Origin of the sequence: Acinetobacter sp. Tol 5 (assembly GCF_019702905.1) — a bacterium.
Lineage (GTDB): Bacteria > Pseudomonadota > Gammaproteobacteria > Pseudomonadales > Moraxellaceae > Acinetobacter > Acinetobacter bereziniae.
This window is the reverse complement of the sequence record NZ_AP024708.1, coordinates 2,948,110-2,961,146: the sequence shown is the minus strand read 5'-3', so window position 1 is coordinate 2,961,146 and position 13,037 is coordinate 2,948,110. Positions and strand designations below refer to the sequence as shown.

At 34.4% G+C, this 13,037-nt stretch carries 15 protein-coding genes; 10 read left to right on the top strand and 5 right to left on the bottom strand.

The features are described from left to right. The first annotated feature begins 82 nt into the window (after positions 1-82). The 6 genes from TOL5_RS13775 to TOL5_RS13750 all read left to right on the top strand — a co-directional run bounded on the left by TOL5_RS13775 (position 83) and on the right by TOL5_RS13750 (position 4,195). Complete coding sequence (locus TOL5_RS13775) at positions 83-469, top strand: VOC family protein (protein WP_004831324.1); 387 nt, start codon at positions 83-85, stop codon at positions 467-469. 109 nt (positions 470-578) lie between these two features. Further along, positions 579-1,115: a GNAT family N-acetyltransferase gene (locus TOL5_RS13770; protein WP_151959958.1), complete on the top strand. Its 537-nt coding sequence runs from the start codon at positions 579-581 to the stop codon at positions 1,113-1,115. A gap of 470 nt (positions 1,116-1,585) precedes the next feature. Beyond that, entirely contained in the window at positions 1,586-1,849 is a 264-nt protein-coding gene (locus TOL5_RS13765) for a pyridoxamine 5'-phosphate oxidase family protein (RefSeq protein ID WP_227559301.1), read from the top strand. Positions 1,850-1,862: 13 nt separating this feature from the next. After that, positions 1,863-1,994, top strand: a complete 132-nt coding sequence (locus TOL5_RS22725) for a pyridoxine 5'-phosphate oxidase C-terminal domain-containing protein (protein ID WP_080633148.1) — start codon at positions 1,863-1,865, stop codon at positions 1,992-1,994. 351 nt (positions 1,995-2,345) lie between these two features. Further along, entirely contained in the window at positions 2,346-2,885 is a 540-nt protein-coding gene (locus TOL5_RS13755) for a type 1 glutamine amidotransferase domain-containing protein (protein WP_121774678.1), read from the top strand. Between the two features lie 821 nt (positions 2,886-3,706). Then, complete coding sequence (locus TOL5_RS13750) at positions 3,707-4,195, top strand: pyridoxamine 5'-phosphate oxidase family protein (RefSeq protein WP_004831318.1); 489 nt, start codon at positions 3,707-3,709, stop codon at positions 4,193-4,195. Between the two features lie 43 nt (positions 4,196-4,238). On the opposite strand, the gene TOL5_RS13745 is transcribed toward TOL5_RS13750, so the two are convergent. Then, a complete protein-coding gene (locus TOL5_RS13745; protein ID WP_151781751.1) occupies positions 4,239-4,706 on the bottom strand; it encodes a BLUF domain-containing protein in 468 nt (155 codons plus the stop codon). Positions 4,707-4,745: 39 nt separating this feature from the next. Continuing rightward, positions 4,746-5,195 carry a BLUF domain-containing protein gene (locus TOL5_RS13740; protein WP_151781752.1) on the bottom strand — a complete coding sequence of 150 codons (450 nt, stop codon included), beginning with the start codon at positions 5,193-5,195 and terminating at the stop codon, positions 4,746-4,748. A gap of 1,035 nt (positions 5,196-6,230) precedes the next feature. Between TOL5_RS13740 and TOL5_RS13735 the strand changes: the two genes are divergently transcribed. From TOL5_RS13735 to TOL5_RS13725, 3 genes are all read left to right on the top strand, one after another. After that, a complete protein-coding gene (locus tag TOL5_RS13735; protein ID WP_004831314.1) occupies positions 6,231-6,389 on the top strand; it encodes a DUF1328 domain-containing protein in 159 nt (52 codons plus the stop codon). A gap of 102 nt (positions 6,390-6,491) precedes the next feature. Next, a complete protein-coding gene (locus TOL5_RS13730) occupies positions 6,492-6,761 on the top strand; it encodes a hypothetical protein (protein WP_151781731.1) in 270 nt (89 codons plus the stop codon). A 654-nt stretch (positions 6,762-7,415) separates the two neighbouring features. Further along, complete coding sequence (locus TOL5_RS13725; RefSeq protein WP_005029831.1) at positions 7,416-7,979, top strand: TetR/AcrR family transcriptional regulator; 564 nt, start codon at positions 7,416-7,418, stop codon at positions 7,977-7,979. A gap of 23 nt (positions 7,980-8,002) precedes the next feature. Here TOL5_RS13725 and TOL5_RS13720 read toward each other — a convergent pair whose 3' ends face one another. After that, positions 8,003-9,220, bottom strand: a complete 1,218-nt coding sequence (locus tag TOL5_RS13720; RefSeq protein ID WP_151781730.1) for a multidrug effflux MFS transporter — start codon at positions 9,218-9,220, stop codon at positions 8,003-8,005. Between the two features lie 367 nt (positions 9,221-9,587). Further along, positions 9,588-10,406 (bottom strand): sulfite exporter TauE/SafE family protein, encoded by an 819-nt coding sequence (locus TOL5_RS13715; protein WP_151781729.1) that lies wholly within the window; start codon positions 10,404-10,406, stop codon positions 9,588-9,590. A 95-nt stretch (positions 10,407-10,501) separates the two neighbouring features. Here TOL5_RS13715 and TOL5_RS13710 point away from each other — a divergent pair, with 95 nt between their 5' ends. Next, on the top strand, positions 10,502-11,275 hold the full coding sequence (locus TOL5_RS13710) for an AraC family transcriptional regulator (RefSeq protein WP_171494711.1): 774 nt from the start codon (positions 10,502-10,504) through the stop codon (positions 11,273-11,275). Between the two features lie 153 nt (positions 11,276-11,428). Here TOL5_RS13710 and proP read toward each other — a convergent pair whose 3' ends face one another. Then, a complete protein-coding gene (proP, locus tag TOL5_RS13705) occupies positions 11,429-12,910 on the bottom strand; it encodes a glycine betaine/L-proline transporter ProP (protein ID WP_058972057.1) in 1,482 nt (493 codons plus the stop codon). Positions 12,911-13,037 lie beyond the last annotated feature (127 nt).

Sequence of the window (13,037 nt, the reverse complement as noted above, 5' to 3'; positions counted from 1 at the left end):
TGAGTATGAAAAAAATACATTAAATTTCATTTAAAAAGCTGATAAATTGGTTATTTATGATCAATCGATTTGAAGGCATTCTATGGAAATTTCACATTTAGATCATTTGGTTTTAACAGTTGCGGATATTGAGAGAACTTGTGTTTTTTATCATCACGTCTTAAATTTTGAAATTATTACATTTGGAAATAATAGAAAAGCGTTAAAGTTTGCTCAGCAAAAAATAAATCTGCATCAAGCAGGTAAGGAGTTTGAGCCAAAAGCGAAACATCCAACTCCGGGCTCTGCTGATTTATGCTTTATCACCGCTACACCCTTGAATGAGGTGATCACACATTTAGCGCATCAACAGGTAGAAATTCAAGAAGGTCCAGTTCGGCGTACAGGCGCTGTCGGAAATATCATGTCAGTATATATTCGTGACCCAGATGAAAATTTAATAGAAATTTCAAATTATATAACCGAATAAATGTGACACAAAAATAGCGGTGTAAGCATGATCACCATTGACATTTTTTAATACGGCAATCGCTTGTTTTGAGCAAGAGATATTTTCAATTAAAGCAATTGGAATAGATATGCAAACAATAATAACCACCGCAAGACAAAGCTTTGTACTTCGTAAAGCAAAGGCTCAAGATTTACCTGAGGTGTTAGATATCTTTGATGGCGTTGTTGCGTGGCTCGTCTCCATTGGAAATGCCCAACAATGGGGAGAAGTGCCGTGGTCCACTTCAGCCAGACAGATTGATCGTGTCTCAGAAGCACTTGCTTTGCCTGATGCTTGGGTTGTTGAAACACAAGATGGTGGTGTTTGTGCTGCTATTGTTATGGGGGATGCTATGCCTTATGTTCCGCTTGCAGCTCAGCCAGAATGTTATGTACGTTTACTTATCGTAAAACGGGGGCAGCAGTATAAGGGAATAGGGCGTCAATTATTGGCTTTTGCTGATCAGCAAGCTAAGGAGAAGGGAATCCATCATCTACGGCTTGATTGTTATGCGGGCGGTAATGGAAATTTAGTCAAGTTTTATCAATCCTGCGGTTATCGATCTACATTGAGTTTTAATGATGAAGGGTGGTCAGGGCAAGTGTTAGAGCGTAACTTAGGATAAAAGCTATGGATCATATGAATCATCCGCTTAGACATCTCCAAGATCTTTGGTCAAAAGCAAAGCAAAGTGGTGTTCTACCACATTGAAATGCGATTTGTGTTTCGACCATTGATGATCAGGGTTTTCCTCACTCTCGATTCGTAGACTTAAAAGAAATTAATCAAGAAGGGTTAGGGTCTGTGGACATTTCATAAATGGCTTGCGTTGTAGGTTAAAATTGAGCAGGTATGAGGAGTATACTCCGCAAGGAAATGAAGAGAATAGCGAGACTATTTTTAAGTTTCATAACGTAGCCTGAGATAATTTTAGCCACAACCCTTCGGGACTAGCGTGTTTTTTGTCACTTCGTCGTTACGAACTACTCATTTAGAATGACTAAATTTCGTATTTCGCGCCTAGAATCGCCTAAAAAATACACCTAGTCGCAAACATAGACGAATTGTCCACAGACCCTCATATTTTGTACAGAATTGAAGTCAAATAAAGCAAAAGAGATTTTGAATAATCCCAAAGTCAGTCTAACGATTTGGTGGGAGCATGTGGCACATCAAATCAGAATACAGGGATTCTGTTCGCTAATTGATTCTCAACTTGCAGATTCCTATTGGGAAAAACGGGTTCATGACGCTCAAGTGGTGTCTTATATTTTTCATCAAAGCCAAGAAATTGAACACTCGAAGCCATGCAACAAAAATTTCTTGATGAAAAAAGTAAATATGATCATCATAATCTGATTCGTCCTGAGACATGGGGGGATTTATCATAAAACCCATACAGATCGAATTTTTAGAGTTTAAAGAAACACGTCTACATTTAAGGACACAATATTCACTCAATTCGACAGATCAATTATGGGTGAAAAATTTTTTACAACCATAAGGCATTTGGAATAGCTTAAAGGCGTACAATATTTTAATATTCATAAAACGCAATCAAGTAATCTATATGATTGATTATTTTATAAAAAATTAAACACAATCTTTAATATCAAAGCGCGCAAAACTCTCATTTCAAAAAGGGTAAATGAACTTTTAAGATTGAATACATCCATCAGACTTGAGTGTACTGTCGTTTTGGATTTGTGTAAAAAGGTCTAAATTAAATCAACAGATATAACAAATCTTACAACAATGCATTTCAACAATTAACAAGAAGGTGTTTAAACAAGTACATCCGAAAGCCAATTTTTTGTTAGCTTAAAAACATACATACATATTGGTGGAGTAAGAAATGTCAAAAAAAGTATTATTTATCACTTCAAACTCTGGTGTAGAGCATGATGAACTCAAAAAGCCATTAGACTTTTTAACAAGTAAAGGAATTGAGTGCATTCATGCCGCAGTTGAATTAAAAGATGTACAGACCGTTCTTCATGATGATGAAAAATCTGCATCCTATTCACCAAATGCAACTTTAGAAAAATTAGACCCAAATGACTACGATCTACTGGTCATTCCAGGTGGAACAGTGAATGCAGATCAATTAAGAATTGATGAAAATGCACTAAAAATTATCCAATCATTCACAGACAATAAAAAACCCATTGCGGCTATATGTCATGGTCCTTGGGCTTTCATTAATGCTGAGCGAATTAGAGACAAAAATTTAACTTCATATAAAAGTATACGTTTAGATTTAGAGAATGCAGGTGCAAACTGGGTTGACGAGCAAGTACATCGTTGTAACACTCATGGATGGGTTTTGATCACTTCACGTAATCCCGATGATATCCCTGCTTTTAATCAAGCTATATTAAACGAGCTTGAATAATTTTTTGATTTTGAACGATTTAGAAATAAACTGAGTGCTTTGTCTTACTTTTACCAAGATCGGGTACTCAGTTTTTTAAATATATATGATTGTTATGGTTTTTTTAATCGCTGTGTGATCTTAATCTGTGATGCTTTAGCTATTTTGTCAAAGCTACTGAGTAATCAGAGTTTTTAAACTAAACTTACATATTCGGCTTCTTTTATAACTCCTTTTTAATACTACAAATCAACATAAGTTCCGACCTTTATCCTATTGGCGGCACAACTTTCAATACCTCTTTAATTCGATAAAAATGATCATTTTAAGATTTATGAAAGATAACTATTAAAAAATAAAATAAAAAATATTAATTGAAAAAATAAATTACATAATTTTAATAAATAAAAATATTAAGCTGAATCTGATTTAGGTTATAGTTTGAATTATTTTAAATTTAGAGAATATGCCATTGTGTATTTATGAAATTGTACTTCAAGATGAGAAATTTCAGTTACACAAACTTGTTAAGGTTAAGGACACTATTTACAATCCCATTCATAAAAACGAATCATTCATGTGGTTTTGGATTTATTCGGATACATCTGAATTTTTTTATTTTGATTTGTGGAATGAATTGGATCATGCGGAAATAGGTCAATATATTAGATATAAAAAAAATATTTTTAAAGTTGTGAGTATTAATAATAACAAAAAGATAAATTATTCATAAATCATGATCTTTAACTATCATGATTAAACATTTAATAAACATAAAGGAACTGTTTTGTTTTGCCGGTTGGTAGATATTTAAGATTCAAGTTTATAAAGGGAATAGCAACGTGGAAAATTTAAATCAAGATTATGAACAGATTAATGCATTAATAAAAGATATTCGATTTGTGATGGTCACATTTATCACTGAAGAAGGGCATTTACATTCAGTGCCTATGACCACACAAAATACTGATTTTAATGGTGTCGTGTGGTTTATTGGCGCTAAAAACTCAGAATTAGTTAAAAATATAGCAACTCGTCAGCAGGTTAATCTCGGGTATAGTCATATTTCAAATAATGATTACGTGTCAATTAACGCTATTGCAGAGTGTGTGCATGATCCAGAGATTCTTGAGCAATTATGGTCGCCAGCCTATGAAGCATTTTTTGAGCAAGGGAAAAATGATCCTAATATCCAATTGATTCGTGTCGTTTGTAATGGGGCACAATATTGGAAAGGCAATGGGAAGTTGGTGACCTTATTCAAACTCGCCAAAGCATCTATCACCGGTGAAACTGAGCAACTGGGTAGCAGCCAATCTGTGAAGCTTTAAATGCTTGGTAGATTAGACGAACGAATGTTCGTCTAATCTAAGTTTATAGAAAAGTTGATACGCCGCGTTGATTTAGCCCCACCTTTTTACGCATACGAGTTTGCTTTTCGCTCAGAAGTTCTTTTAAGAATATATCTAAATTATCTTCATTGAGCGCAGTTGGCGTGAATAATTCATATCCCATTTGATTGAAGAATATATCAATTTTCGAACACTTCTGAACATATTTCATTGACCAGTTCTTAAAGTAAACTTTGTCAATTTGCTTGATTTTGAACTCAACAATATCGTGATGTCTTAGGTCATTCTTTATCTGCTGAAATAAAGTTTGAACGATCGCTTTATCACCTTCAAGACACTGAAAGAAGTAATTATTGGCATAATATAAAACACCAAAAATCTGATTGTTGCTATTAAACTCTCTAGCAGTGTTTAAGATATCATTCAGATCTTCAAGTAAATCAGAAGTCAATTGATTGCGAGAACTCGCATAACACAATCGAATCAACATATGCGTTTTCTCAAGTCATTTTGAGAAGAAAACACTGGATCACTGATTGACATCAAAGTTATAAGGTTCAACATCATACTCTCCAGCTAAAAGATCAATAAAAGAAGGAATCGTCTCGCTTGAGAGAAGAAAGGGATTAAAATCATCCCGGTGATTTTCTATAAAAAAGTCTCCAAGCCTTTTGTTGACTGGAGCAAATTTCATATTCCAATGTTTAAATAATCCAATGTCACATTTTTCATAGTATAAAATTTCACAATTTTGATGACGTTGGTCTTTCAAAATTTGATTGTAAAAAAGATCATCTACTTTACTTTTACGTCCTTCTAAACATTGAACAAAATATCCATGCCCATAGTAAAGAACGCCTGTAATTTCATTACGAGAATTAAAATCCACAGCTGAATTCAAAATCTCTATGAGATCATTTTTGACATCAGGATGAATACTCGTAGCTTTACTTGCATATAAAACTCTCACAAATTCCATTGGTAGTCTTCCATCATAAAATTTACTCCGAACTCGGTGCTAACGCTTTAATTTTATTAATAAGCTTTATGTTTTCACATAGGAAGATTAGTACTGATGATTACCATACAGGGTTTCTAAATTGAAAGCGAACATATTGGAAGAATTTATTAAAAAATATGAAATGTAACGTTTTTTTATTGCTGTTTGAGTGATTTGTTAAGTTAAATTGATGGACATTTATTTTGTTAAAAATAAAATTTTGAAAATAAAAGAAAAATTATAATTTTTATTAAAATAAATTGATTAAAAAGTATACAAATGTAAGATATTTCTCACAATCATGTAAGCTATGGATTATACCGCCTGTTTTTCATTTATTTATACTGCCTACATACACCACAAGTGTTCATTATTATAAAGCTGAATAATTATTTAAGTTGTTTGTCGCTAACACTTAAATTAAAAAAGCATTTATTAAATTAATGAACATAATAAAAATTGTTGTGTATTGGGGTAGCCCTCCTCCTTAGACGGTTTACTAAGGAGGAGGGGTTTTTCTAAGCTATAAAATATGAGGGAATGAAATGTTAATTTTAAAAAATTTATTTATTTTTGTTGTCTCAATATTCGCTATTTCCTTGCTTATTATTATTTTTGATAGATTGGGAATGAACAAGTATGTAAATTTATTTACAGCAGCGCTAATTTATGGGGCGTTCATTACCATTTATTTTCAAAAAATATTTTTAAGTCTATCTTTCTTTTTTGGGTTTTATACCCTGTTATTCATGATTAGTTATTCGATTGATGTGTTAATCATGCTATTCATTTCATGTGCTGTATTGTTTTCAATTAAATTTGTTATGCCTAAATTGAAGAATGCAGAGATTGATCACATTTTTAGTTTTAATAAGTTATATAAAAAATGATTCTTTGAAAATTATTTTTTATATAAAAGTATTGAAGCGTTAAATGCCGATATAAACATGTATTGGTATCAAGTTCTTTAAATATTAATGTGAAAGTAAAAGATTAATTTATGGAGTAATACATATGTTTCGTTGGGCAATCATTTTTGCAGTCATTGCACTTGTGGCAAGTTTACTTGGATTTGGCGGTGTAGCTGGGCTTTCTAAAGACTTTGCAGTTATTCTTTTAGTTGTAGCGGTCATACTGACCATTATTGGTTTTATTTCTAGAGGAAAAATGTAAGTGCTTTCTTCAATTTCAATAGAGTCTTGCTGGCTCTATTGACGATTGGTGGGAATGCTAAAAAATTATCGAATACATTGAATATTAAACATTGGATCAATTATGAAAAATATAAACTATTCATATGTTTTAGAACAGATTTATAACTTTCTGTTGCTTACACCTGATTTCAAAAGTAAGACTAATTTTGAAAAAGTTGTTGAATATTTCAAAGTGCTTAATCAAGGTGTAGATGATGATTTTATTTTCGAAATTCCTGATAAAGTTGTTGGTCAATTTGGAAATAAAAAAATGATCAATATCATCAATGCGCCTGAGATTGATCATAAGAATAAATTTTTGGATTGGGTGGATCAGCAAATCAATACATAGCGTTCTATAAGATTGCAGAAGGGGAATTGTTCCTTAAAGGTTTTAATCTAATTTGCTAGTCAACTGATTGTCGAGTTAACCGTATGCCCCCATTCCTACCAACTCAAAAAGTTAACCTAAAACACTCATTTTATGGACATGATGTTTAAACAAATAAGTACGATAAAATCAGATTGATACAATAGACTCATCATCGACGCACTGAGTATAAATAACGGATTATACATAGATATGAATTTCATAAAATGCTCGTGCTCAAGATCATTATTTTTATAAATTTTAGTTATGAAGAAATGTTGAAATCAAAGTTAAATTTTATTAATATCGTAGTTGCGATAGATTCTCATCTATCCTTTCGCGAAAAAAGTTGGCAGCCCGGAAAGACGGGCACTATTTTTACCTGTAAGTTTTTATGCCGATTTACAAAATGAGGTTAAATCATCTTTAAACTTAATTTTGATTTGATATCGGCTAAAGAACTCATCAAAAGACCAGTATCAAAAAGAAGTCTCATAAAATATAACGATTTGAATTGATTTTATTTTTCTAAAATTATATAAACTTTTGTCATTTGACTGTATCAATAGGTAGGCTTGGGTTGGATTTGCTTTACATGCTATCATTCAACGATTCGCAATAAAGGTTTTTGTTTTCGTGACTGCTATCAAAATTCAAAAAGCTGCCTTGGAACGTTTTGCAAAGCAAGGGTTTAGTGCAACTTCGATGAACGAAATTGCAACGGATGTCGGTATAAAAAAGCCATCAATTTATGCGCATTTTAAAAATAAAGATGATTTGTATTTAAGTTTAATTCCCATCATGGTTGAGCATGAACTGAATTATGCAAAACAAATATTGATCGGTGGCGAGGAAGTATTTCAACAATTCAATCTGTATTTGCGTAGTATTGATCAGCGATTTGATCAATCATTTGATGTGCAATTTTGGGTCAATGCTTTGTTGAATCCACCAAAACATATTTATGCTGAAGTAATCGAACCCATGCACTTATTTATGGAACATTTAGAGCAAATTTTTATGCAGGCTCTGAAAGATCTACCTGAAAATCAGTTAGATCATGTGACTTTGGCTCGAATGTATATGAGCTTTGTGGATGCCCTGCAGAGTGAATTAATTTATGGTGGTAAACAAAAATACCAACTTCGTTTAACCGCAATACTCAATGTATTGGATGTATTGAAAAACACCTGCAAATAAATGAGTGTTTTTCAATAGTTCAATCAAGTGGTTTTTTCATATTTACTCATTTTGTTTGCATAAAGGCTAAGTGCGAACATCAACAAACCGCAGAGCAGGAGTGTAAGAGGTAAAACTGAAATGTGCTCAGGCATCAGACTGGCAAGGAATCCAATCATTGCCCCTAAGGCATATTGTATTAGTCCCATAAATGATGATGCGACTCCAGTTAAATGGCGCTCTGCTTGTTGCATTGCCAAAGCGGTCAAATTTCCAAATAAGAAGCCTGTTGACCAAATCGCTAAGCCTAAGGTCAAAATATATTCTATTAATGTCGGCTGCCCAAACAAGCTACTGAGGCATAACCCTATACTGGCAAGTGAAAAAATACCCAAACCTAATTTTAATATTTTATAAGCAGACCAAAACTGATTCAGCAGCCAAATTGAAATTTGCCCTGTAATGATAAAACAAAAGGCGTTAAATGCGAAAAGATAGCTGAAATGACTGCTATTGAGCTGATAATGCTGAAGAAAAATATAGGGCGAGTTGCTAATGTAAAAGAAGAATCCGCCAAATAAAAAGCCACTTGCAAGGGTAAAGTATAAATAAGCGTGATTGCTACAGAGCGAACGATAATTGTTGAATATATTTTTAAAATCCAATGCTTGTCTTTTTTCAGGAGCGCAAGTTTCAGGCAATGATCGGATACTCCAAAGCAGTAGAATCGTGCCTAGACCGGCTAAAGTATAAAATATGATGTGCCATGAGTTATGCTGAATTAAATAGCTGCCGACAATGGGTGCAACGATAGGTGCCACCATCATGACTTGCATTAAAATTGAAAAATTCTTTGCGGCTTCCTGTTCATTACAAAGATCACTGATAATCGCACGTGGTGTAACCAAACCTGCTGCAGCACCTAGCGCTTGTAAAAAACGTGCTGTCAACAAAAGTTCCAGTGAGCTTGCAAAACTTGCAATCAATGAACCGATGATAAAGATCAATACGCCAATGATTAATGGTAATTTACGTCCAAAACGCTCTAATAAGGGACCATAAATACCTTGTCCAATAGCTAAACCAATTAAAAATATGGATAAAGTTTGCTGCATTTCATTCAGATTGACACTGAGACTTTTGGCAATTTCAGGAAATGCAGGTAAATAAATATCGATCGCTAACGCATCGAGTGCAGTCAACATCGCAAGCAGCACAATAAGAGCAAAACCAATTTTTTGATGGCGTATATTTAGATTCATAATGATTGATCTGTGAGATTACCTAACGTTAGGTAGGTTAATTAATTTGTTTTAACTTTACAAGCTGAAGTTTGCTATTTATTCATTGAAATAATGCCATTTTAGTTGTGTGGAAACAGGGGATAGTGGTGAAATTTTCTATTATCATAATGATATTGCTGATTTTTTGAATGACTGAATTATCAATATTATCAATGTCTATTCCATTATTTGCGTCATTGTCTGTGGAGTAGAATGACACTTATTGTTTTTATACCATCGTTTGAATGTGATTACTCTTAAGTTGATGAAGATCCTAATTTATTCAGGATCTTATCAGTTGAAAATGCGGATTCTGATTTAAGAACGAGCAGACAAACTTATCTCATTAAGTCAGTAAAATACTGAATAGGACCAAAGTTAACAAGACAATATAACCGCGTTCATGGGCTGTATTGGATAATTTACTTGACAAACCAAGGGTGAGTTTCATCCCTATAAAGCCTCCAAGGATTAAACATATTAATGCTGGATAATAGAAATATCCCCAAAAATGTATCCCTAAGTGAGGTGGTTGTACCCATTGAGTTATGATTAAGGTTAAGCAACCCGCAAGTGCAACAGGCATACTGAGAGGATTAGCCAGAGCGACAGCGCTAGACATATCTAAGCCACAACGGCGAAATAAAGGAACGGTCATCACACTTCCGCCAACACCGAGTGCAGCTGCAATACCACCTATGAATATGCCACCCAGACGCTGTTCTTTGGCGTTTAAGACACGTGTAGAAATTTGCTGAAATTGCTGTGATTTGAGTTGTCGTGAGAGACAGTCCAGAATTGTCATTGATAAATAGGCTACAAATGCCCATTTTAAATAAATAGGGGCTATATAAATTGATAAAAAAGTCCCGATTACTGCACCTATTCCTATCCAGTAGGCAATCGGGAAAAGATATTTTCGCTGTATATTGCCTCGTTTGAACTGTTGATATGAGGCAAGCCCAGAGTTGATGATCATCAATAATAAGGAAGTTGCAACAGCACTCTTGAACGCCATCGTATACGCCAATGAATCAGATACTTCATGCAGGCGAATGGTGGAATAGACCAATGGAACGACGACGAAACCGCCTGCAAAACCAAATAAAATGGTAAGTATACCGCTAAGAATGCCTGCACCCAGTAGAATAAAATAGAGTTCCATAATCAAAATCTTAAAAAATAATTCAGATTTTAGAGCTTTATAAAATAGGCAAGTTTGTTATATTCAGCTTTCAATTACTTAATTCAGACATGTGTATGAAGCAAATTTCTATTCATAGCATTGAGCATCTAGAGCATAAAATCATTGCCATTGAAACCCAATATGCTGAATTTTATAGACTTGCACAACATAGTCATCAACGTGCCCAACTGCTGTATGGCGCAGAAGGTGTGATGCATGTTGAAACACCTCAAGGCAATTGGATTATTCCGCCTGAAAGAGCAGTATGGATTCCCCCAGAAGTTCCACATCAGCTGACTTTGTTTAATGTGAAAACATGTAGTATCTATATACGTCCTGAATATTTACCTCGTCCTTCAACACAATGTGAAGTCTTGGCAATTTCTCCTCTACTGAGACAGCTACTTTTAAAAGCGCCCCAACTTAATCCACCTTTCTGCAAACGTGATGAATTGATTTTTGATTTGATTTTAAGTGAGCTTGAATTGTCTGAAGTGATCGATTTACATTTAGCCTTACCTGAAAACCCAACGATGCTGAAGATTTGTAGAGCATTTATTCAGCGTCCAAATATCCACTTTTCTCCTGAAGACTTTGCTGCACAACTTTGTGTCAGTGAACGTCATTTTAGTCGACTGTTCAAAACTGAAACGGGGATGTCCTTTTCTAAATGGCGACAACATGCGTGTGTATTGTTAAGTTTAGAAAGGCTGATTCGGCAACATTCAATTCAACAGATTGCTTATGATTTTGGTTTTAAAAATCCTGCTGCATTTAGCACTATGTTTCATCGTGTTTTGGGAATGAGCCCAAGTCGATATATTCAGCATAATGATTTTGCAGATTAGGATGTAATAATATTTCAAAAAATGACGTTGAGAAAATTGAATGTACTATGAAACTGGCTACTTTAAAATATTTGAATAGACAGTTTCATAGTACATTGAGTATCTTATGTGCCACTCTACGAAAGTGTTTTGCGTTACAAATTAATTCCTAAACTAATCTATATCAGGATGTTGTTTTGCAAGATGATCACGCTTTTCTTGTAACTCCTCGATTTTTTCATCAATTTTTTCGATTTTTTGCTCAATATTGTCATGATACTGTTCCAACAGTTCTTCAGCCTCTTCTATATCCACTGCCATTGGTTTTGCACCTTTTAGTGGTAAGTTTGCAGTTTCTTTAAGATAAATTGCAGTAATCACACCAAAACAACCGCAAACCACAAGATAATAAGCTGGGATCATAATATTCTGTGTAGTTTCCACCAAGGTCGCCGTAATCGTTGGCGTTAAACCGGCAATGACCACCGAAATATTAAAAGCAATTGCAAGTGCGCTATAACGAATCTCTGTCGGGAAAAGTGCAGGCAGGGTTGAAGCCATGATACCAATCAGCATATTCAATGAAAGTGCCAACATCAATAAACCCAAGAAGATCAAATAAACGTTGTTGGTTGCAAGCAATAAGAAGGCAGGGTATGACAAGACAATCAGTGCAATACTACCTGCGAAAACAAAGGGGCGACGACCTATTTTATCACTGAGCATACCAACAAAGGGTTGTACAAACAGCATCCCAACCATGACTGCGATAATAATCAGAACACCATGATTTTCTGAATAGCCTAAGTTGTGTGAAAAATAACTGGGCAAATAGGTCAAAAGCATGTAGTAAGTGACGTTGGTACACAGCACTAATCCCACACAGACCAATAAACTACGTTGGTGATCTCGTAAAATTTGTTTAAAACCGACTTTTTGTGGTTTCTTGAGCTGTGATTGCGCTTCGGAATGTGCTTGAAAGGTCGGTGTTTCATCTAAGGAGTGACGTAGATATAAGCCAATCAATCCTAAAGGAAGTGCTAAGTAGAAGGGAATTCGCCAGCCCCAATCGACAAAGGCTGCTTCACCTACGGCAAAACTGATCATTGAGACTACACCAGCCCCAACGACAAAACCTAAAATAGACCCAAAATCAAGCCAACTACCCATAAAGCCACGTTTTCTGTCAGGTGAATATTCGGCAACAAAGATTGCTGCACCCGCATATTCTCCACCGACTGAAAAGCCTTGTGCAATTTTTACTATCAGTAATAAGATCGGTGCCCAAATTCCAATACTCTCATATGATGGAATTAATCCAATACCAAAAGTACTGACCGACATGATAATAATGGTAATTGCCAGAATTTTTTGACGACCATATTTATCCCCTAAAAAACCAAAGAACAATCCACCCAAAGGGCGAAATATAAAGGGAATTGAAAAGGTCGCTAAAGCAGCGATCATTTGTATACTGGGTGAGGAATTAGGAAAAAAAACCTTACCTAATACATAAGCCACATATCCATAAACACCAAAATCAAACCATTCAATCGCATTTCCTAAAGCTGCTGCTTTAATGGCTTTTTTTGTCTTATCATAATCAATAATTTCGACATCATCGATTTCAAGGGGTTTGATTTTTCTTTTATACATATATGCTTAATCCTGATTTATGACTCTGTTTTACAGTTTTCACTAAAAAACATAATCAAAAGATAAAATATGGAGAGGTACGATTAAAACATCGTTCATAAACACATCTAGATCACTGGATGCTTAG

Coding starts and splice junctions, on each gene's coding strand:
- TOL5_RS13745 (WP_151781751.1), bottom strand. CDS start 4,706: ATGTTGATTCGATTGTGTTATGCGAGTTCTCGCAATCAATTGACTTCT.
- proP (WP_058972057.1), bottom strand. CDS start 12,910: ATGTATAAAAGAAAAATCAAACCCCTTGAAATCGATGATGTCGAAATT.
- TOL5_RS13715 (WP_151781729.1), bottom strand. CDS start 10,406: ATGGAACTCTATTTTATTCTACTGGGTGCAGGCATTCTTAGCGGTATA.
- TOL5_RS13735 (WP_004831314.1), top strand. CDS start 6,231: ATGTTTCGTTGGGCAATCATTTTTGCAGTCATTGCACTTGTGGCAAGT.
- TOL5_RS13710 (WP_171494711.1), top strand. CDS start 10,502: ATGAAGCAAATTTCTATTCATAGCATTGAGCATCTAGAGCATAAAATC.
- TOL5_RS13755 (WP_121774678.1), top strand. CDS start 2,346: ATGTCAAAAAAAGTATTATTTATCACTTCAAACTCTGGTGTAGAGCAT.
- TOL5_RS13730 (WP_151781731.1), top strand. CDS start 6,492: ATGAAAAATATAAACTATTCATATGTTTTAGAACAGATTTATAACTTT.
- TOL5_RS13775 (WP_004831324.1), top strand. CDS start 83: ATGGAAATTTCACATTTAGATCATTTGGTTTTAACAGTTGCGGATATT.
- TOL5_RS13740 (WP_151781752.1), bottom strand. CDS start 5,195: ATGGAATTTGTGAGAGTTTTATATGCAAGTAAAGCTACGAGTATTCAT.
- TOL5_RS13720 (WP_151781730.1), bottom strand. CDS start 9,220: ATGAATCTAAATATACGCCATCAAAAAATTGGTTTTGCTCTTATTGTG.
- TOL5_RS22725 (WP_080633148.1), top strand. CDS start 1,863: ATGGGGGGATTTATCATAAAACCCATACAGATCGAATTTTTAGAGTTT.
- TOL5_RS13770 (WP_151959958.1), top strand. CDS start 579: ATGCAAACAATAATAACCACCGCAAGACAAAGCTTTGTACTTCGTAAA.